The sequence below is a fragment of the Chryseobacterium proteolyticum genome, assembly GCF_046591535.1.
In the GTDB taxonomy this organism is placed as follows: domain Bacteria; phylum Bacteroidota; class Bacteroidia; order Flavobacteriales; family Weeksellaceae; genus Chryseobacterium; species Chryseobacterium proteolyticum.
On the sequence record NZ_JBJLWK010000004.1, the window covers coordinates 72,171 to 90,826 of the forward strand.

An 18,656-nucleotide genomic window follows, 5' to 3' on the forward strand; every position below is an offset into this window, starting at 1 on the left:
GAAAAATCTGCCGGCTATTCTTGATGAGAAGGATATTATGATTTTCCGTCAGTCCATTTTTTGATCTCAGGATTTGGATCCGGTGATTTCGGAATGACATGGCATTTATAACCGATAATGTAGATTCCGTCAGAATTCAGTTTCTTTCCATTCCATTTGGCATTGGATTGTACATCCTGGTTATCGTAACTATAGCTTCCGCCGAAAACGAACGGTCCTATTCCAACTGCAGCCCCCGCACTGACAGAGTTTTTAACATCCGTAAAAGCAGTACTGTTGTTTGTAAAATCAAGGCAAACGTCTTTGGCAATGATAAGCTCGGTAATGATAGAAGGCATTAATCCTTTTCCTTTTCCGTCGCTGATGACATCGCCACTTAAAGTTTGAGGAGATTGCTCATGTAATTTCCAGTATTTGGATTCAATAAAGTTCTGATTAAGCCATCCTCTTTCCACTCTTACTTTTCCAAGCTTGAAAGAGACCTTCATATTCGTATAATCTGTATTGATCTTTGTTTTTTCGTGCTTTCCGCCACCTTTTGCACCGATAGAGAAAATGCCCATGCTAAATCCTGCGGCTGCACCCCAGTTGTGAACTGATTTTGAATAATCATAATTAGATTCACCTTCTACGATGGTAACTGTGGGCCATCCTTTAGACTCTTTTAATGCATTAGCGGCAACCGGAACGGATGGTGAATAATTTGTATAGTCCAGAACCCTTGTTCTCTGACTGTTTCTGAACTCAGATTCCATCCTTTTTTTGATGACGAGCATGTTTTTCTGCTCTACTTCACTTAAATAGTTTTGTATTTTCTCGACGGCTTCTTTGTATCCAAGAGACTGCCACGCTTTAAGGGATGCATCTTCTCTTTTTTTCATGTTCTTGCCATCGATCGATAATTTGGCCATTGCTTCCGCGTCTCCGTTATCGGCAGCAGTTCTGATTTCATTATTGGCGTCTACGATATCGTAATATTTCATCTGATATTCTACATATTTAGAATACATCGGAGAAACGAAAGTGTGGAAGATCTCAGGTTTGTTTGTGTCGTCTATAGGTGAATTAGGATCAAAGTCTGTGTTTTTTACCTTCTTAATTTTGAAAAGCTTATCCCTTAATGTATTCAGCTTTTTTTCTACTTTTTCATCAAATTGAGTATCAACGACTACGGACCATTGCAAAAGATCTTCATATACTTTAGATACTCTTTTCTGGGAATCGTTCATAATACTCATGATCGACATTACCCTTCCGTTGCCTGAACTGGTAAGCGGAGGAAGCTGAGAAGGAATGACATCCACCATTGCAGCAAATTGCTCCATTTGAAGATATTTTCTGAATTTACTGTTTGACAGGGCGTTCTGGTAAGCCTCCATGTCAATTTTCGGATTTCCGTTAGCATCCAGGATAGGCTCTCCTTTGGCGTCCAGCATTGGTTTTGGTGACGGGGCGTCCCCAAATAGTCCGTTGAGTGCGTAATCAAAAGTGTCTTCGGATAGAGTAATCCCTACCGGGTCAAATGAAATGAAATCATTAGGTCCCAGAGAGTCCGGGTCTCCACCATTGGTTACGGTGTCATACACTTGTTTTAAAAGCATGCTCATTAATGAGTTTGATTTTGCTTCTTGAGTTAAAGTTGGCATAATTATTAAGTTTTTATTTTTTTGCTTACTCTTTTCGGTTTTCAGCATCCCCGGTTTGGTATGGTACAAATGTATTTTGACTCTAGGTTCAATATCTCAGTATTTTTCCTATTTTAAGATGTGGTTTTTCTATTTTTAAAATATTAATGAATTTAATTAGTTAAAAATATAATATTGTTGAATAATTTTAATATATATAATGGTGTTTTTAATGCTTTACTATTGCTTGCATAGTTAATTTTATCGATTGTCATAAATTTTTTTAAAATATTAATGTTTTGTCAATAAAATGGCAAATGTTTTGATGGTGTAATATTACTTATCGATAAGTGCTATAAAAACTAATAATCGGATTTTTTATTAACCGTTTAAATCTTTTAAGTGATGAAACACCTACACACTAATCAGGAATTTCGCTTCAATGAAGTTCTTTTCGAGCATCGTAACAAGGAATATGGCGCTTATGTTTTGAGAAATGAGTCCGATAAAATACTAACAAAGGCACTGTTTGTAGGTGTAAGTTTGTTGGCTGCGGTTTCCATTACTCCACTGATTATTTCAGCATTTAGTAACAGCACTCCGGTACATGTGCCTGTTGATGGGCCACCAGTAGTTATTAAACTCAAGGACCCCGCTACTCCTGAACAAACTCCACCAGTGCAGATCGTTAAACCTGTAACCCCTCCAAACACTAAACAGTATGATAGCCAGATACCAACACCAGCAGCGCATGCAATAGAGCCTGTAAAAGTTGAAAAGCCTGCCGATGCAGCTCCGGGTTTGGTTAATAATCTTGATGGGGAGTCGATCAAAAATACTTATATACCTCCGGCACCCCATATCGGAACAGGTCCTGCTGCTCCGCCGGCAAACCCACAGCCTGTACAACCTGCAAATCCCGGGAATTCCATAGTGGATGCAGAAGCGCTTAGTGTTGAAGCTAATTTCGTAGGTGGAATCGATTCCTTCAGAAATAAAGTAATGAATAACTTTGATGGTTCCGGATTTGAGAGCGACGGAGTCGTGAAAACAACGATCACTTTTATTGTTGAAATTGATGGAACTATTTCCGGTATCAAAGCCAATGGAGGAAATGCAGATTTCAATAGTGAAGCAATCAGAACAGTAAAATCGATCAGAGGAAAATGGATTCCTGGAAAAAATAAAAAAGGTGAAGCCGTAAGAAGTTATTTCAAATTTCCAATTTCTATGAAGTTTGAATAATCTATATCAAACAAATCTTGACAGTTATCCACAAAATACTATTTTTTGTGGATAATTTTTTTTTAGGGTTAATTTCCTTATTAACAATATTTTAACTCATTTTTGCTTTTCATCATTCATTCAGAGCAAAGAAAAATGTGTATTTTTGAGGCTTAAAGTTCTAATAATGGGAAAAATCATAGGTATCGCTAATCAGAAAGGGGGAGTTGGAAAAACGACAACAGCTGTAAATCTTGCTGCGGCATTAGGGGTATTGGAAAAGAAAATATTAATCATCGATGCCGATCCTCAGGCTAATGCTACTTCAGGATTGGGTGTGGAAGATGTCCAGTATTCTACGTACAATCTTTTAGAACACAGTGTGGATACTGCCACTTGTATTAAAAAGACAGCAACACCAAATCTAGATATCGTACCATCTCATATAGACCTTGTAGCAGCTGAAATTGAATTGGTAGACAAGGAAGATCGTGAGTATATGCTGAAAAAAGCATTGGAAAGCGTAAAAAATGAGTATGATTTTATCATTATTGACTGTGCTCCGAGTTTGGGATTGATTACTGTAAATGCGCTTACAGCTGCTGATTCTGTAATCATTCCGATCCAATGTGAATATTTTGCATTGGAAGGTTTAGGAAAACTTTTGAATACCATCAAAAATGTTCAAAAGATTCATAACAAAGATCTGGACATTGAAGGTTTACTTCTAACGATGTATGATAGCAGGTTAAGATTATCCAATCAGGTGGTGGAAGAAGTAAATGCACACTTCCCGGAAATGGTTTTTGAAACCATAATCAGCAGAAATGTGAGATTAAGTGAAGCACCAAGTTTCGGGGAAAGCATCCTGAATTATGATGCCGAAAGTAAAGGAGCAATTCAGTATATTCAGTTAGCAGAAGAAGTTCTGTTGAAAAATGAAAATTTAGTAAAGAATTAATTAAGAGTAAATAATAGATAATTGCAATATGGATCAGCTGATCTTGGTTGTAATTGTCATCATTTATCAAAAATATCTATGAAGGACAAAAAAAGAGCTATGGGACGTGGTTTGGGGGCTATTTTAAGTGCTGAATCCAAAGCTACAGTGAACTCTGCTACTGATGAAGGAGCAGATAAGTTTGTTGGAAATATCGTAGAAGTAGCGATTGAAGATATTTATCCCAACCCAACCCAGCCAAGAACTTATTTTGACGAAAAAGCACTCAATGAACTCGCTCAGTCTATAGAAAATTTAGGGGTGATCCAACCGATCACTCTTAGAAAAGAAGGCGAGAGATTTGAAATTATATCAGGGGAAAGACGTTTCAGAGCGAGTAAAATTGCCGGACTGACTTCTGTTCCTGCTTATATCCGTTTGGTAAACGATCAGGAGCTTTTAGAAATGGCTCTTGTTGAAAATATCCAGAGGGAAGATCTTGATTCTATTGAGATTGCATTGACGTATCAAAGACTTTTGGACGAAATCGGAATGACTCAGGAAAACCTTAGCCAGAGAGTAGGAAAAGACAGAAGTACGATTACCAATTCTATCAGGTTATTGAGACTAAGCCCGGATATTCAGAATGCTATCAGAAGTGGTGAGATTTCTGCCGGACATGGCCGTGCTATTATCAGTATGGAAAATGAGGAGCTACAACAAATTTTGTTTGACCTTATCATTAAAGAACAGTTGAATGTACGCCAGGCTGAGCAGGCTGCTACAGCTTTAAAAAAATCCAAAATCACCTGCTGCCAAAAAGGTAAAAGCTGAACTTTCCAATAACTATAAAAGAGCTCAGAAAACAATTGCTGACATTTTAGATGTAAAAGTGGAGATCAAAACCACCGGAAATGGTAAAAAAGGTAAAATTGTTCTTGACTTTAAGAATGAGGATGAATTGGAATATATTCTATCCCACATTAAATAAATGAAGAAATTATTGTTCACTTTTTTCTTGTGCCTGTATGCAGCTGCTTACTCACAAGTAAATCCTAATGATACCATTCGGGTAGAGCACTACCCGAAGGATAGTATCCCTGCCGCAAAGCCTCAAAAGTCTGAAGCTAAAGTGGTGGCTGATCTGGAAAAGGCCAACGGTCCCACAGCAAAAACATTAAAATTAAATCCAACAAAAGCGGGTTTATACTCGGCTGTTTTCCCTGGACTAGGGCAATTTTACAACAAAAAATACTGGAAAATTCCTATCGTTTGGGGTGCTGTAGGTACCGGAGTAGGAATAGCCATGTGGAATGATAAACAATACAAGAAGTACAGAGAGTACTATATTGCTAAATTGAACGGAACTCCCAATGAATTTATCGATAGTCGTCCATGGCTTGATAAAGTTGCACTGGCGAACGTTCAGGACAGAGCGAAAAGACAAAGGGACTATGCAATCGCAATTACCGGGCTGATCTATATCCTGAGTATAGTAGATGCTGTTGTAGATGCACACCTTTATGAAAGCCGCCATGACCCTGATTTAACTTTTAAACCTACAGTTATTCAGGATCAGTTTAGTATCGAACCTCCAAAGACCGGATTAAGTCTGAGTTACAGGTTCTAGATCGTAAGTAGGTATATCTAAAATAAATTACATGAAAATAGCATTAGTTGGATATGGAAAAATGGGCAAGATCATTGATGAGATTGCAACAAATAGAGGACATGAAGTAGTTGCCCGCCTTAAAGAAACTCCAACTGCTGAAAACCTTAATAATCCAGATGTTGTTATCGAGTTTTCGTTACCTGAAGTAGCTTTTAATAATATAAAAGCATGTCTGGAAAATAAAATTCCAGTGATTTGCGGTACAACAGGATGGTTAGAGAAAAAGGCTGAAGTAGAAAGAATTGCGGTGGAAAATCAGACGGCATTTTTATATGGTTCCAATTTTAGTTTAGGCGTTAATTTATTCTTTGCTTTAAATGAAAAGCTGGCTGATCTGATGAAAAATGTTAACGAATATTCTTGTCAGTTGGAAGAAATTCACCACATTCATAAACTGGATGCTCCAAGCGGAACGGCAATTTCTCTGGCCGAAGGAATATTTAGAAATAATCCCAAATTTGATGCCTGGAAGCTTGAAGAAACTCAGGGGAATCAGCTGGGTATTTTCGCTATTCGTGAAGATGAAGTTCCGGGAACGCACAGTGTCTTTTACAGAAGTGGAGTGGATGAAATTGAAATAAAGCATACCGCATTTAACAGAAATGGTTTTGCACTTGGAGCCGTAGTAGCTGCGGAATGGATTAAAGACAAGAAAGGAAACTTTACAATGAAAGATGTTTTAGGGCTTTAACTTGTAACAAATGCTCCAAATAGTAAACTAATAAAAACAGTTGCTCAACACAAATCAATAGAATAAGGCACGAAATTTATGAATTATTTTTTAACTTATACAGTATACGTTCTCATTTTATCCGTATTAATGGGGATTTCAACATGGAAGCTGTTCAAAAAATTAGGGTATAGCCCTTTATTTGCTTTTATACCTTTTTACAATTATTTTATTGTTTTAAAAGAGACCAAACACCCTAAATGGTGGGCTATTTTATCATATTTGCCGATCGTAGGTCCGATTATGATGTCGGTTTTTCATATTTATCTTATGAAAAAGTTTGGAAAAAATCTTTTCCAGCACCAGCTTCTAACTGTTATTTTGCCGTTCATATACATGGCTACGGTCAATTATTCTAAAGATACAGAGGTAGAAGACGAAAATGAGCTATTCCTGACGGATGAAGAGAAAAATGCTAAAAAGAAAGATTCCTTCATAGGTTCAGTGACTTTTGCTGTTGTATTTGCAACGATTATTCACGTTTTTGTAACACAACCTTTTGGTATCCCTACAGGATCCATGGAAAGAACCCTTTTAGTAGGAGATTTCCTTTTTGTAAATAAATGGAGCTATGGATACAGATTGCCGATGCGTCCGCTTGCAATTCCTTTCTTACAGGGAACAATCTTTGATTCCGGAGAAAAAGGAAACCCGAAGGATGATCCCAAATCTTATGTTGATGGAGTGAAGCTACCTTACGCCAGAATAATGCAATTCAGCAAACCTCAGAAAAATGATGTTCTTGTTTTCAACTATCCTCAGGATTCAGTGCATACAGCTATTGACAGGAAAGACCCTTATGTAAAAAGATGTGTGGCAACTGCCGGCGATACTTTTGAAATGAGAGCTGGAAGACTTTTTGTAAACGGAAAACCAGAAACGGTGTTAGGGGATCAGGAAGTTCAGCACGCATATACAGTTAACACAGGTACTCAATTGGATATTCCAGGATTATACAATACGTATGGATTCTTGCCCGTAAGGGAAATGCAGACGGATAAAGGATTTGTATACATGTTCCAGGGATTAACCGATAAAACGGCTAAAGAGATTAAAGCATTGCCGAACGTAATTGATATGGAAGAAAGTATTTTTCCTAAGGATTCAGCTACGGTTCAGCACAAGCTTAATGCCGACAGAACGGCTTACACAAAAAGTATCGATACCACTCAATCTATATTTCCTATCAATAAGCCTTGGAATCAGGACTGGTACGGACCTCTTAGAATACCTAAGAAAGGTGATGTGGTCGCAATTAATAAAGAAACGCTTCCGATGTATCAGTGGATTATTTCGGAGTATGAACACAATAGCCTGGAAAATAAAGACGGAAAAATTCTAATCAATGGTAAAGAAGCCAATCAGTATACAATCCAACAGGATTATTATATGATGGTTGGAGATAACAGAGATGCTTCACTTGATGCAAGATTCTTTGGTTTTGTTCCTGAAGAAAATATTGTAGGAAAGCCAATGTTTACATGGATGAGTCTGCAAGGTGTTTTCAAAGATGCCAGCTCTACATATCAGGCGCCTTTCAAGATCCGTTGGGAGAGAATGTTTAAAGCTACAAATACAGGAGAAGCCAATAAAACTTCATACTGGTGGATTGCAGCGATGATTCTTATTCTATTCTTCGGATGGGACTATTTTGTTAAACTATTCAGAAAGAAAAAAACTGAGGAGGATTTATAAAGTAAAATAAACTTTAAAATAGAATGAAGTATTTGAAAAAATACTTCATTTTTGTATTATGAATATGAAGAATGTATTATTACCGGTGTTTTATTTACCACCGATTTCCTGGTTTTCAGTGTTTTTAGATCCTGAAAATGAGGTTACTTTTGAACAATTCGAAAATTTTCCCAAACAGACATACCGAAACCGGGCGAATATTTATGGGGCAAACGGAAAACTTTCTTTGATCATCCCGATCAGTCATACGGGTAAAAGACAATTCAAAGAAATAGAGGTCTCCAACAGGGAAGATTGGAGGAAGCTCCACTGGAAATCAATTAAGACAGCTTATCAAAGTTCTCCTTATTTCGAATTTTATGAAGATAAACTGATCAGATTATTTGAATTAAAAGAAAACTATCTTTTGGATTTCAATCTTAAAGGTTTAGAGATCATACAACAAATCCTAAAAACGGAAAAGGCATACTCTTTGAATGAAGAGTATATCAAAAATCCTGAAGAAGTAAATTTCAGAGAAAAATTTTCTGCAAAATTTGCTTCCGAATATAAAATGGATGATTACTATCAGACATTTTCTGATAAAATGGGATTTTTAAGTGATCTGTCAATTTTGGACCTTATTTGTAACAAAGGGCCTGAATCTTTGACTTATATTAAAAATATTAAACAATCATACTAGCATGAAAAAGGTATTATTAGCTGCTGTCTTTTTAGCAGGCTTTAATTCTGCTTTTGCACAGGAAGCACAGGCGAAGAGCGTTGACCCGAAAGAAAATAAAGATTTAATGACCTGGTACCATAAAGATTTTGGAACAACCAAAGTATATGGTGTCAATACAGAAAATGCATATAAATATTTAGAATCTAAAGGTCTGAAGCCTAAGACTGTTGTTGTAGGTGTTCTGGACAGTGGAGTGCAGGTGGATCATCCGGGACTGATCAAAAATATCTGGTCAAACCCGAATGAAGTTCCGGGTAACGGAAAAGATGATGACGGTAATGGCTATATCGATGATGTTCACGGATGGAATTTTATCGGAGGAAAGAATGGTGATGTAGACGTTGATAATATGGAGGTGACAAGGGTCGTAGCTAAATATAAGCCTGTATTCGAAGGAGATGATTCTACTAAGAATAAAGCCAATCAATCTAAAATGCCTGAAGAGTTTGCCATGTATATGAAGGCTAAAGAACTTTTCACAAAGAAAAGTGTTGAAGCTAAGCAAAGTCTCCAGCAATACACAATGATCAATGATCTGATTCCGAACATGATTAAATTGTTAGGAGGGAAATCAGTGACTTCTGAAAATATTGCTGCTATAAAGGCTCCAACAGAACAAAAAGATGCAATCGCACTTAATATTCTGACTCAGGTTGCCCATAGTCCTGAATTTGCAGGAAAATCTTCTGCAGATTTCGAAACTTCAATGAAGAAAGAAATGAAAGGCGCTATCGATCATTTTGCTCCTGCAGCAAAACAATATGATCTAAGCTATGATACAAGAGCCGAAATTGTTGGAGATAACTATGATGATTATTCTCAAAAAAATTACGGTAATAATCATTATCAGGGGCCTGATGCAGAACACGGGACTCACGTTGCCGGTATTATTGCTGGATTACCTCAGGGGAAAGAAGTTCAGTACGGGGTAGCTTCAAGAGTAGCAAAAATTATGTCCGTGAGAACTGTTCCTAATGGAGATGAGAGAGATAAGGATGTTGCTAACGCCATCAGATATGCTGTAGATAATGGAGCTAAAGTATTAAATATGAGCTTTGGAAAACCAGTGTCTCCCGGTAAGAATGTTGTTTGGGATGCATTCAAATATGCCGAAGATAAAGGAGTTCTCCTTGTAAAGGCAGCCGGAAATGAAAATGAAGATGTTGCTGAGCACCTTGCATATCCTACCAACTTTAAAAATATTACAGACGAAAAACCTTTCGTAAATAACGTGATTGTTGTAGGAGCAAGTACTAATAGAAACAATGAGTTGAGAGCGAGCTTCTCTAACTTTAACAAGAAAATGGTAAATGTTTTTGCTCCGGGTGAAGAGATTTATTCTACGGTTCCAACAAGTGAATATGAATATCTTCAGGGAACTTCAATGGCATCACCTGTTGTTGCCGGTGCTGCTGCTGTTTTATTAGCGTATATGCCTAATTTAAGACCTGACCAGATCATTGAAGCTCTTGTAAAGTCAAGTAATCCAAGTACGGAAAATGGATTTGCCGACCTTTCTCAAGCCGGAGGTGTTATCGATCTAAAGAAGGCTGCTGAATATGCTTATACGAACTTCTATAACGGTAAGACATCAGCTGTGAAAAAGGCTACGAAATCCGTAAAAAAGGCCGTTAAAAAATAATATATTTCACTGTATTACAGTGTATGTGATAAAAAGTCCGAATTTTTCGGACTTTTTTGTTTTTATTTTTCAATTTTGGCACGGTTTTTTGTAACTTTAATGTAACAAAAAATAAACGACAAAATGAAAAAGTTACTACTTGCAGGAATGTTGGGAACATCACTTTTTGCAGTGTCTTGTTCCTCAGTGAAAAATGCACAAACATCACAAAACCAAAAATCTGATTTTTTAAAGATTAAAGGAGATTGGGAGATTGTTAGTATCGATTATGATAAAGGATTTAAAATTAAACCATTTGATGAAGGAGCAGATGCTCAATGTTTCGTAGGAAGTCATTGGAGATTGATTCCCAATAACTATACCGGAGCGTATACTCTAAGCGGAGGCGGTTCATGCCCTAGCCTTACACAGCCAATTAAGTTTGAAGTAAAGAATGGGAATACCTTTATGTTCAAAAAGATTGCTACAGGAACAAAAGCTAAGCAAAATACAGTAGGATATTCTTTAAACCTGATCAACCAATCTACAGATCAGTTTTCACTTGAACAAAACGTTCCATTTGATGGAAGTACAGTGAGAGTGGTATACAATTTCCAAAGAACTGGAATGAAATAATTTATAACAAGAAAAAATTAAAAAGATGAAATTTAATAAAACATATATCGCAGGTATTTTCCTATCATCAACTTTATTATTGACAAGTTGTGAAGCAGTTCAGAATTCTAACCACCAGCAAAGAGGTACAGCAGTAGGTGTTGCATCGGGAGCTGTACTTGGAGGTATCTTAGGTAATAACGTAGGTAAAGGAGGAAACGGAGCATTAGGAGCAGTATTGGGAGGTATTATTGGTGGTGTTGCAGGTAATGTTATCGGTAACAAAATGGATAAGCAGGCTAAAGAAATTAAAGAAACTTTACCTGGTGCTGAAGTAGAAAGAGTAGGAGATGGTATTAAAGTGACGATGAATGAAAGTATAGTAAACTTTGCATTCGATTCATCTAACCTTACCTCTGTAGCTCAGACCAACCTTGATAAATTAGCTCAGGTATTGGCCAATAACCCAGACACGAACATCAATATCTACGGACACACAGATAGCGTTGGTAAAGATGCTTATAATATGGCCCTTTCTCAGAGAAGAGCGGATGCGGTTAAAGCATATTTAGCAGGTAAAGGAATCGCTTCAGGCAGAATGTTTACGAAAGGAGAAGGTAAAAATATGCCTGTAGCTAGCAATGATACAGAAGAAGGAAGAGCAAAAAACAGAAGGGTAGAGTTTGCCATTACAGCAAATGAAAAAATGATTAATGAAGCCAAACAAGGCAAATAATTAATTTAATATATAAATATTTTCTTAAAAGACCGCCACGGCGGTTTTTTTTTGTACTTTTATGCTACTCATCTTGAAATTACTATTTTTGCAATTGAAATAACATAAATGAAGAAATATCTTAAACTGCTGCGTGTAGAACAATGGGTAAAAAATTTATTTGTTTTTGTGCCATTATTTTTTTCCGGCAATATCAAAAACCTTGATCTGCTTACCAAGAGTATTTTTGCTTTTGTTATCTTTTCCCTTGCTGCCAGCATGGTTTATATTCTGAATGATTACAATGATATAGAGGCAGATCGCAGGCATCCTGAAAAAAGAAGAAGACCGCTGGCGAGTGGTGCTATCTCTAAATCAAAAGCTATAGGAATTTTAATAGGACTCGCAATTACAGATATTTTCCTTGTTCTTTTTGCTCAGTTCTATTTCGAGCAACTTCTCTGGAAATTTGCAACCATTATTGCATTTTACTTTGTGATGAATCTTGCTTACACATTCAGGTTGAAGCATGTTCCTATTATTGATATTTTTATCATAGCCACAGGTTTTGTATTAAGGGTTCTTGCAGGAGGTTATATTACCGGAATCAGTATTTCACAATGGGCTATACTGCTTACATTTGTTCTGGCATTGGTATTGGCAATAGGAAAAAGAAGAGGTGAATTAATCAATGCGCAGGTTTCGGGTAAGACGAGACGTGCTCTGGACGGTTATAACGTACAGTTTGCCGATATAGCACTGTCTATTTCTGTTACATTGGCCATTATGTGTTATTTAATGTTTACACTGTCACCGGAGGTACAGGCAAAATTTCATGAAAGGGTTTTTTATACCGTTATTTTTGTAGTATTTGCCTTTCTCAGATACCTGCAGCAGACTCTAGTGTATAACAGAACGGAATCCCCTACAAAAATAGTGTACAGGGACAGGTATATACAGGTTACCTTACTATTGTGGGTTGCAACATTTTTAATTCAAATTTATTTTAAAAAATGAAGCCGAATTTCATACAAAAAGTTACCAATTGGGGCAATTTTCCTGTAGTGGAAAAAGAAATGAAGTCTGAAGACAGCTTCAGAAATATAAGGGAATTTGTATTGAACCATAATGAAGTGATCGCGAGAGGGAATGGAAGATGTTATGGAGATGCTTCATTAGGGGAACATATATTTTCGACAAAAAAACTCAATAAATTTATCAGCTTTGACCGGTTGAACGGTATTATAGAATGCGAATCCGGAGTGCTGCTTTCAGATGTTTTGGAAATAGCTGTTCCGCAAGGATACTTTCTTTATGTAACTCCGGGAACCAAGTTTGTTACTGTTGGAGGCGCCATCGCATCAGATGTACATGGTAAAAACCATCATTCAGAAGGTTGTTTTTCAGAATATGTCATTGAATTTAAACTCATGAATGAAAATGGGGAGATCATAACATGTTCGAGAGAGACCAATTCAGATAAATTCTGGGCAACTATCGGCGGAATGGGACTTACGGGCATCATTCTGACGGCAAAGTTTAAGCTTAAAAATATAGAATCAGCTTATATTCGCCAGGAAAGTATTAAAGCTGAAAACCTTGATGAAATATTCAGGCTTTTTGAAGAAAGTGAAAACTGGACATATACTGTTGCCTGGATCGATTGCTTACAAAAGGGTAAAAATATAGGAAGGAGCATTTTGATGAGGGGAGAACATGCTTTTCAGCATGAACTTCCTCAGAATATGGCAAAAAGCCCTCTACGGCTTAAGAAAAAGTTTCAACCAACTGTCCCTTTTTATTTTCCGGGCTTTGTCCTGAATGCTTTAACAGTAAAAATATTTAATCTGCTGTATTATAAAAAGCAGTCTAAAAAAGAAGTTAAAAGCTTTATAGATTACGAAACATACTTTTACCCTCTGGATTTTGTTACTGATTGGAATAAAATTTATGGTAAATCAGGTTTTATCCAATACCAGATGGTAATTCCTAAAGACTCCGGAAAGGAGGGCATGAAGAAGATCCTGGAAACCATTGCCAATAGCGGAAACGGATCCTTTCTGGCTGTTTTAAAACTCTTTGGAAAGAATAACGAGGAAGCTTACAACTCATTTCCTATAGAAGGGTACACTTTGGCACTTGATTTTAAAGTAAATTCGAAACTTAAAAAGTTGGTAAAACAGCTTGATGATATTGTTCAGGAATTCGGAGGTAGAATTTATTTGACCAAAGACAGCATGAGTAAATCTTCTTTGACGAATTACCTTAAAAATATTCAAAATCCTAAATTTGTGTCGTTACAGCACAAAAGAATCATAAATAATAATTCATAAATGATAGTTCTGGGAAGTACCTCTGAAGTAGCACAAGCCTTTGTTGAAAAAGCTCTGCAGGAAGGTGAAAAATATGAGAAAATCTATCTTCTGACCTCAAATAAGGAAACCACGGAAAGGTTTGCAAGACATATTGATGTTAAATTTCTGCAACAGGCTGAGGTGATTGAGTTGGATTTAATGAAAGAAATAGATTACACCCGATTTGATCATGTCAATTCAAATGTATTATTTTGTGCAACGGGATATTTAGGTGATGGAACAGAAGAAGGTTTGTATGATAATAAAAATACGGAAAGAATAATTAATATCAATTATTCAAAACTGGTTCCTGTGATGAATTATTTTGCACAGAAATTTGAAAGCAGAAGATCAGGAACAATCATAGGATTGTCCTCTGTGGCAGGAGATCGAGGAAGGCAGAGTAACTTCATTTATGGAAGTGCAAAAGCAGCATTTACAGCCTATTTAAGTGGGCTGAGGAACTATCTGTTTGATAAGAAAGTTCATGTGCTTACGATTAAACCTGGGTTTATGGAAACTAAAATGACAGAAGGACTTCCGTTAAATCCAAGATTAACGGCAAAGCCAAAACAGGCTGCAGCTTCCATTTACAATGCGTATAAAAAACAAAAAAATGTAGCTTATGTATTGCCTGTCTGGGGAATTATTATGATGATTATCAGGAATATTCCTGAATTTATATTTAAAAAATTAAAGCTCTGATAAAATGAAAAAATTGTATTGTTTTGATTTTGATGGAACGATTACCTATAAGGATACAATGTTTATGTATCTGAAATTTTATGATTCTACGAAATACCATATACAATTTTTAAGACATGTTCCTCTGTTTATTTTATTGAAATTAAAACTGGCTGAAACGGAAAAGGTCAAAAAAAGCTTCATCGGTTCAATACTGAAAGGACAATCACAAGAAAAAATAGAACGAAAATCGAGACAGTTTTTTGAGCAGCACTATCCTAAGATTGTACGTGAAAATGCCCTCGACTTTATTAAAAATATAGATCGTAATAATACTCAGAGTCTATTAGTTACGGCTTCTCTGGATATCTGGGTGAAACCATTTGCAGAGGAATTGAAAATGCAGCTGGTTTCCACGCGTGCAGAGTTTAAAAACGGGATTTTTACAGGGAATTTTATAGGGAAAAACTGTAACGGAAAAGAAAAACTCATAAGAATCCAGGAGCAGATCAACAATTCAAAATACGATAAAATAATCGCTTTTGGCGATACTTCAGGAGATAAGCAAATGCTGAAATGGGCAAATGAAGGACATTACCAATTTTTTCACTAATTTTGGGAGGTAAAAATGTAACAATGAATAAACTGTTTATTTGGTTCCTTGCTTTTTTCATGAGCTGTACAAGTGCACCGTCTTCAGTATCTAATGATACACAAAAAGGAGGTGAAATCCTTGTTTCTGAATCTCAGGGTGGCACTGAAACCGCTGGCTTCAAAATTCTTAAAAGTGAAGAAGAGCTTCAGAAAATTATAAAAGGTAATTCCAGCCTTGCTGAACTAGGACAGGATGCAGCAATTAAATACCCTGCCTTTCCAAAAAATCAAAAAGCTGTTTTATACAACCTTGGAACTTTTAGGTCAGGAGACCATAAGATCAGTGAGATAAAAAGTCTTTCTGTGAAGGATAATATTTTGTATGTAGAAGTTCCACAGCGTGAGTCCGGAGGAATGGAGATCCAGGTGATATCCAATCCTTGGGTGGTTTTTACAGTTCCTTCCAATTATCAATTCAATTCCGTCGTATTAAAATATTCAAAATAAAATGAATAAAGTATATTTAGATAACGCAGCAACAACACCCCTTTCAGAAGAAGTTATTGATGCAATGGTAGGTACCATGAAGGTAAACTTTGGAAATCCTTCTTCTACACATAGCTTTGGGCAGGAAGCTAAAATCCTGATCGAAAATGTGAGAAGGCAGGTGGCTGATTATCTTCATGTAACACCCGCTGAGATTATTTTTACATCATGTGGGACAGAGTCCAACAATATGATCATTAAATCCAGTGTGGAACACCTTGGAGTACAAAGAATCATCAGCTCTCCACTGGAACACAAATGTGTTTCAGAAAGTATAATTGATATGAAGGCAAGAAAGGGGGTAGAGGTTGTTTATATCCGTCCGAATGAAAAAGGAGATATCGATCTTAATAAGTTGGAAGAACTTTTAAATGCATCAGATAAAAAGACCCTTGTAAGCTTAATGCATGCCAATAATGAGATCGGAAATATCACCAACCTTAAAAAGATGGCTGAAATATGCAAAGCAAATAATGCACTTCTGCATTCTGATACTGTTCAGACCATGGCGCATATCGATCTTGATTTCTCTGACATTCCGGTAGATTTTGCTTCATGCAGTGCACATAAATTCCATGGACCAAAAGGAGTAGGTTTTGCCTTTATCAGAAAAGCGACAGGTCTTAAGGGGATTATCACAGGAGGACCTCAGGAAAGAAGTCTTAGAGCAGGTACTGAGAATGTTGCGGGTATTGTGGGGCTTGGAAAAGCTTTAGAGCTTTCTCTTAATCATATGGAAGCATACACCCATCATATTCAGGAAATAAAAAATTATACCATTGAAAGATTATCTGCTGAAATAGCAGGGATTAAGTTCAATGGAAGAAGTGCCGAAACTGAAAATAGTTTATACACTGTTTTAAGTGCCCTTTTACCATATAAAAATCCGTTAATAGGTTTGCAGTTGGATATGAAAGGGATCGCCATTTCTCAGGGTAGTGCTTGCTCGTCAGGAGCATCAAAACCTTCAATGGTTATGATGATGGTTCTATCAGAAGATGAAATGGATAATTGTACACCTTTACGTATTTCATTTAGCCATATGACCACAAAAGCGGATATTGATGTTTTCGTAAATGCCCTGAAAGAAATTTCAGATTATTTGGTTATAGAAAAAACAAATGTTCAGCATAGATAACCTTATTGCTGAAAAGTAGTAATTTTGATAATCCAATTAAGGATTAAAAAAACAATAGAATATTAATTTAAATAAAATAAAAAAAAATGGCTTTAGAAATTACGGATAGCTCATTTCAGGAAACGGTTTTGAAATCTGATAAACCAGTATTGGTAGACTTTTGGGCGGTATGGTGTGGACCTTGTAGAACACTGGGACCAATCATTGAAGAAGTAGCAACAGATTTTGAAGGAAAAGCTGTAGTAGGAAAAGTAGATGTAGACAACAACCAGGAAATCTCTATGCAGTACGGCATCAGAAATATTCCTACAGTTCTTATTTTTAAGAATGGTGAAGTTGTTGATAAATTAGTTGGAGTAACACCAAAAGAAGTGATCGCAGAAAAATTAAGCGCACACTTATAAAAAAAAATAACTTTGATAATGAATGCCTTCCACTTTTGGGAGGCATTTTTTTAACAAATAATTTGCAGGTAATTAAAAAAGGTGTAATTTTGCAATCACAAAAAAGAAACAAGTTCTTTAACAAAATTTGATCCGGTAGTTCAGTTGGTTAGAATGCCGCCCTGTCACGGCGGAGGTCGCGGGTTCGAGTCCCGTCCGGATCGCAATATAAAATGCTGTAAATATTATTTACAGCATTTTTTGTTTTTTAAAGATTCTATATTCAATGAATCATTAAGTTTGAGGTGAAGATTACTTTCCACCATTTGCCTTAAGGTCAGCTTTACAATTATTATCCAATTGAGGAACATTTCCATTTATAATAAAGCCTAAAATATCTGTGGTTTCAGAAGCGTAGTACATCAGACAATTTTGATTATTACAATGGTTTCCATTTGAAGAATCTTTGTGATCTGTCTGCATCGGTGATCCTAGATTTACTAATCCCATCAAATGTCCCAGTTCATGCTCAAGCACTGTAGCTTCAAGTTTTGTTCTGCTGGTCTGCCCAAATCCTCCGGAATTCTCCTGAATTGTTTTTCCGAATAAAGCAATTGAAGTATTGCGGTATGCAATTCCTAACGTATTAGAATTGCCGCTATATTTCCCGTTGGTATATAGAATGTTTATTGCAAGAGTTGATCCGTTGGTAAATACAGTTCGGTTTGTATTCTCAATTTGCCTTATATCATCCGCAGATAAAGTGGAGGAGGACGTTCCCGGAATTTCTCTTTGAATAACGGTTATACCACCATCTTTGCGGAGAAAAGTGGATAGGAAGTTTTTCAAATGATCAACAGCTTGCGAATTCGGGGCATATCCCGGCATATACTGAATTTCGATCAATAATGAATTATACCGGTTATTGCTTAATAGGTCGTTGGCTGACGCGCCAACAGGACGCGTGTGGTTGTAATCTGATGATCCATTGCTGAATTCATTATCTCTGCTACAGGATATTGTACATAGCAAGGCTAGAAACGGAATAATTAGTTTTTTAATCATAGGTTTTGTGTCTTTTGTTAAATATTTAATATTGCAATATTAGTAAAAATAAGTTTTGTGGTAGCAATATCACAGTAATGTATTTGTTTTATATCTGTTTTTATGTTGAATTCATTTCTCAAACCCGGCGGGTTTGTTTTTATTAATGAAAACAAATTGATTTTTCATAGATAATGATAGTGTCAGTCTGCTTTTATACTGATACTTTAATCGTTCTTAACCGTATTTTTACGATATTTTTAACCATCATTATGATTATTCCGTTTTAGGTCTGATATTTGTACTGAGTAGCAAAACTAATCGACCTTTTAAATTTATGAACGTAATTGTG

18 protein-coding genes, 1 tRNA gene and 1 pseudogene are annotated in these 18,656 nt (G+C 36.3%); 18 read left to right on the top strand and 2 right to left on the bottom strand.

What is annotated here, in order from left to right; genetic code table 11:
* Positions 1-35 precede the first annotated feature (35 nt).
* Positions 36-1,646 (bottom strand): hypothetical protein, encoded by a 1,611-nt coding sequence (locus ACJ5H0_RS16065; protein WP_172276639.1) that lies wholly within the window; start codon positions 1,644-1,646, stop codon positions 36-38.
* 384 nt (positions 1,647-2,030) lie between these two features.
* Between ACJ5H0_RS16065 and ACJ5H0_RS16070 the strand changes: the two genes are divergently transcribed.
* The 18 genes and pseudogenes from ACJ5H0_RS16070 (at position 2,031) to ACJ5H0_RS16155 (ending at position 17,484) form a co-directional block, all read left to right on the top strand.
* Positions 2,031-2,870 carry an energy transducer TonB gene (locus ACJ5H0_RS16070; RefSeq protein ID WP_411250487.1) on the top strand — a complete coding sequence of 280 codons (840 nt, stop codon included), beginning with the start codon at positions 2,031-2,033 and terminating at the stop codon, positions 2,868-2,870.
* Between the two features lie 166 nt (positions 2,871-3,036).
* The gene (locus tag ACJ5H0_RS16075; RefSeq protein WP_172276645.1) at positions 3,037-3,810 is read left to right on the top strand and encodes a ParA family protein; all 774 of its coding nucleotides are present in this window, start codon (positions 3,037-3,039) and stop codon (positions 3,808-3,810) included.
* A gap of 78 nt (positions 3,811-3,888) precedes the next feature.
* A pseudogene (locus ACJ5H0_RS16080) lies at positions 3,889-4,780 on the top strand (ParB/RepB/Spo0J family partition protein).
* Positions 4,781-5,419: a DUF5683 domain-containing protein gene (locus tag ACJ5H0_RS16085; RefSeq protein ID WP_172276651.1), complete on the top strand. Its 639-nt coding sequence runs from the start codon at positions 4,781-4,783 to the stop codon at positions 5,417-5,419.
* A gap of 31 nt (positions 5,420-5,450) precedes the next feature.
* On the top strand, positions 5,451-6,152 hold the full coding sequence (gene dapB, locus ACJ5H0_RS16090) for a 4-hydroxy-tetrahydrodipicolinate reductase (protein ID WP_411250489.1): 702 nt from the start codon (positions 5,451-5,453) through the stop codon (positions 6,150-6,152).
* Positions 6,153-6,230: 78 nt separating this feature from the next.
* Positions 6,231-7,886, top strand: coding sequence for a signal peptidase I (gene lepB / locus ACJ5H0_RS16095; RefSeq protein ID WP_172276657.1), 1,656 nt, complete (start codon positions 6,231-6,233; stop codon positions 7,884-7,886).
* Positions 7,887-7,944: 58 nt separating this feature from the next.
* Positions 7,945-8,568 carry a WbqC family protein gene (locus ACJ5H0_RS16100; protein WP_411250492.1) on the top strand — a complete coding sequence of 208 codons (624 nt, stop codon included), beginning with the start codon at positions 7,945-7,947 and terminating at the stop codon, positions 8,566-8,568.
* 1 nt (position 8,569) lies between these two features.
* A complete protein-coding gene (locus ACJ5H0_RS16105; protein ID WP_411250495.1) occupies positions 8,570-10,252 on the top strand; it encodes a S8 family serine peptidase in 1,683 nt (560 codons plus the stop codon).
* A 123-nt stretch (positions 10,253-10,375) separates the two neighbouring features.
* Complete coding sequence (locus ACJ5H0_RS16110) at positions 10,376-10,867, top strand: hypothetical protein (protein ID WP_411250497.1); 492 nt, start codon at positions 10,376-10,378, stop codon at positions 10,865-10,867.
* 25 nt (positions 10,868-10,892) lie between these two features.
* Positions 10,893-11,582: an OmpA family protein gene (locus ACJ5H0_RS16115; protein ID WP_172276689.1), complete on the top strand. Its 690-nt coding sequence runs from the start codon at positions 10,893-10,895 to the stop codon at positions 11,580-11,582.
* A gap of 108 nt (positions 11,583-11,690) precedes the next feature.
* The gene (locus ACJ5H0_RS16120) at positions 11,691-12,578 is read left to right on the top strand and encodes a decaprenyl-phosphate phosphoribosyltransferase (protein ID WP_172276692.1); all 888 of its coding nucleotides are present in this window, start codon (positions 11,691-11,693) and stop codon (positions 12,576-12,578) included.
* On the top strand, positions 12,575-13,894 hold the full coding sequence (locus ACJ5H0_RS16125; protein ID WP_172276695.1) for an FAD-binding oxidoreductase: 1,320 nt from the start codon (positions 12,575-12,577) through the stop codon (positions 13,892-13,894). The genes ACJ5H0_RS16120 and ACJ5H0_RS16125 overlap by 4 nt, the downstream gene beginning before the upstream one ends.
* The gene (locus ACJ5H0_RS16130; protein ID WP_411250500.1) at positions 13,895-14,620 is read left to right on the top strand and encodes an SDR family NAD(P)-dependent oxidoreductase; all 726 of its coding nucleotides are present in this window, start codon (positions 13,895-13,897) and stop codon (positions 14,618-14,620) included.
* Positions 14,621-14,624: 4 nt separating this feature from the next.
* On the top strand, positions 14,625-15,212 hold the full coding sequence (locus ACJ5H0_RS16135; RefSeq protein WP_172276701.1) for an HAD family hydrolase: 588 nt from the start codon (positions 14,625-14,627) through the stop codon (positions 15,210-15,212).
* A gap of 23 nt (positions 15,213-15,235) precedes the next feature.
* A complete protein-coding gene (locus tag ACJ5H0_RS16140; protein ID WP_172276704.1) occupies positions 15,236-15,700 on the top strand; it encodes a hypothetical protein in 465 nt (154 codons plus the stop codon).
* Position 15,701: 1 nt separating this feature from the next.
* On the top strand, positions 15,702-16,877 hold the full coding sequence (locus ACJ5H0_RS16145; protein ID WP_411250503.1) for a cysteine desulfurase family protein: 1,176 nt from the start codon (positions 15,702-15,704) through the stop codon (positions 16,875-16,877).
* Between the two features lie 86 nt (positions 16,878-16,963).
* Positions 16,964-17,281, top strand: a complete 318-nt coding sequence (gene trxA, locus ACJ5H0_RS16150; protein ID WP_034682284.1) for a thioredoxin — start codon at positions 16,964-16,966, stop codon at positions 17,279-17,281.
* Between the two features lie 129 nt (positions 17,282-17,410).
* Positions 17,411-17,484, top strand: a tRNA-Asp gene (locus ACJ5H0_RS16155).
* 88 nt (positions 17,485-17,572) lie between these two features.
* Here ACJ5H0_RS16155 and ACJ5H0_RS16160 read toward each other — a convergent pair.
* Positions 17,573-18,325 carry a M12 family metallo-peptidase gene (locus ACJ5H0_RS16160; protein WP_411250506.1) on the bottom strand — a complete coding sequence of 251 codons (753 nt, stop codon included), beginning with the start codon at positions 18,323-18,325 and terminating at the stop codon, positions 17,573-17,575.
* Between the last annotated feature and the right edge of the window lie 331 nt (positions 18,326-18,656).

What these genes read in the sequence shown, in the direction of transcription:
- trxA (WP_034682284.1), top strand. Translation starts at nt 16,964, where the DNA reads ATGGCTTTAGAAATTACGGATAGCTCATTTCAGGAAACGGTTTTGAAA.
- ACJ5H0_RS16115 (WP_172276689.1), top strand. Translation starts at nt 10,893, where the DNA reads ATGAAATTTAATAAAACATATATCGCAGGTATTTTCCTATCATCAACT.
- ACJ5H0_RS16110 (WP_411250497.1), top strand. Translation starts at nt 10,376, where the DNA reads ATGAAAAAGTTACTACTTGCAGGAATGTTGGGAACATCACTTTTTGCA.
- ACJ5H0_RS16100 (WP_411250492.1), top strand. Translation starts at nt 7,945, where the DNA reads ATGAATATGAAGAATGTATTATTACCGGTGTTTTATTTACCACCGATT.
- lepB (WP_172276657.1), top strand. Translation starts at nt 6,231, where the DNA reads ATGAATTATTTTTTAACTTATACAGTATACGTTCTCATTTTATCCGTA.
- ACJ5H0_RS16065 (WP_172276639.1), bottom strand. Translation starts at nt 1,646, where the DNA reads ATGCCAACTTTAACTCAAGAAGCAAAATCAAACTCATTAATGAGCATG.
- ACJ5H0_RS16145 (WP_411250503.1), top strand. Translation starts at nt 15,702, where the DNA reads ATGAATAAAGTATATTTAGATAACGCAGCAACAACACCCCTTTCAGAA.
- ACJ5H0_RS16070 (WP_411250487.1), top strand. Translation starts at nt 2,031, where the DNA reads ATGAAACACCTACACACTAATCAGGAATTTCGCTTCAATGAAGTTCTT.
- ACJ5H0_RS16075 (WP_172276645.1), top strand. Translation starts at nt 3,037, where the DNA reads ATGGGAAAAATCATAGGTATCGCTAATCAGAAAGGGGGAGTTGGAAAA.
- ACJ5H0_RS16120 (WP_172276692.1), top strand. Translation starts at nt 11,691, where the DNA reads ATGAAGAAATATCTTAAACTGCTGCGTGTAGAACAATGGGTAAAAAAT.
- ACJ5H0_RS16125 (WP_172276695.1), top strand. Translation starts at nt 12,575, where the DNA reads ATGAAGCCGAATTTCATACAAAAAGTTACCAATTGGGGCAATTTTCCT.
- dapB (WP_411250489.1), top strand. Translation starts at nt 5,451, where the DNA reads ATGAAAATAGCATTAGTTGGATATGGAAAAATGGGCAAGATCATTGAT.
- ACJ5H0_RS16135 (WP_172276701.1), top strand. Translation starts at nt 14,625, where the DNA reads ATGAAAAAATTGTATTGTTTTGATTTTGATGGAACGATTACCTATAAG.
- ACJ5H0_RS16140 (WP_172276704.1), top strand. Translation starts at nt 15,236, where the DNA reads ATGAATAAACTGTTTATTTGGTTCCTTGCTTTTTTCATGAGCTGTACA.
- ACJ5H0_RS16160 (WP_411250506.1), bottom strand. Translation starts at nt 18,325, where the DNA reads ATGATTAAAAAACTAATTATTCCGTTTCTAGCCTTGCTATGTACAATA.
- ACJ5H0_RS16085 (WP_172276651.1), top strand. Translation starts at nt 4,781, where the DNA reads ATGAAGAAATTATTGTTCACTTTTTTCTTGTGCCTGTATGCAGCTGCT.
- ACJ5H0_RS16130 (WP_411250500.1), top strand. Translation starts at nt 13,895, where the DNA reads ATGATAGTTCTGGGAAGTACCTCTGAAGTAGCACAAGCCTTTGTTGAA.
- ACJ5H0_RS16105 (WP_411250495.1), top strand. Translation starts at nt 8,570, where the DNA reads ATGAAAAAGGTATTATTAGCTGCTGTCTTTTTAGCAGGCTTTAATTCT.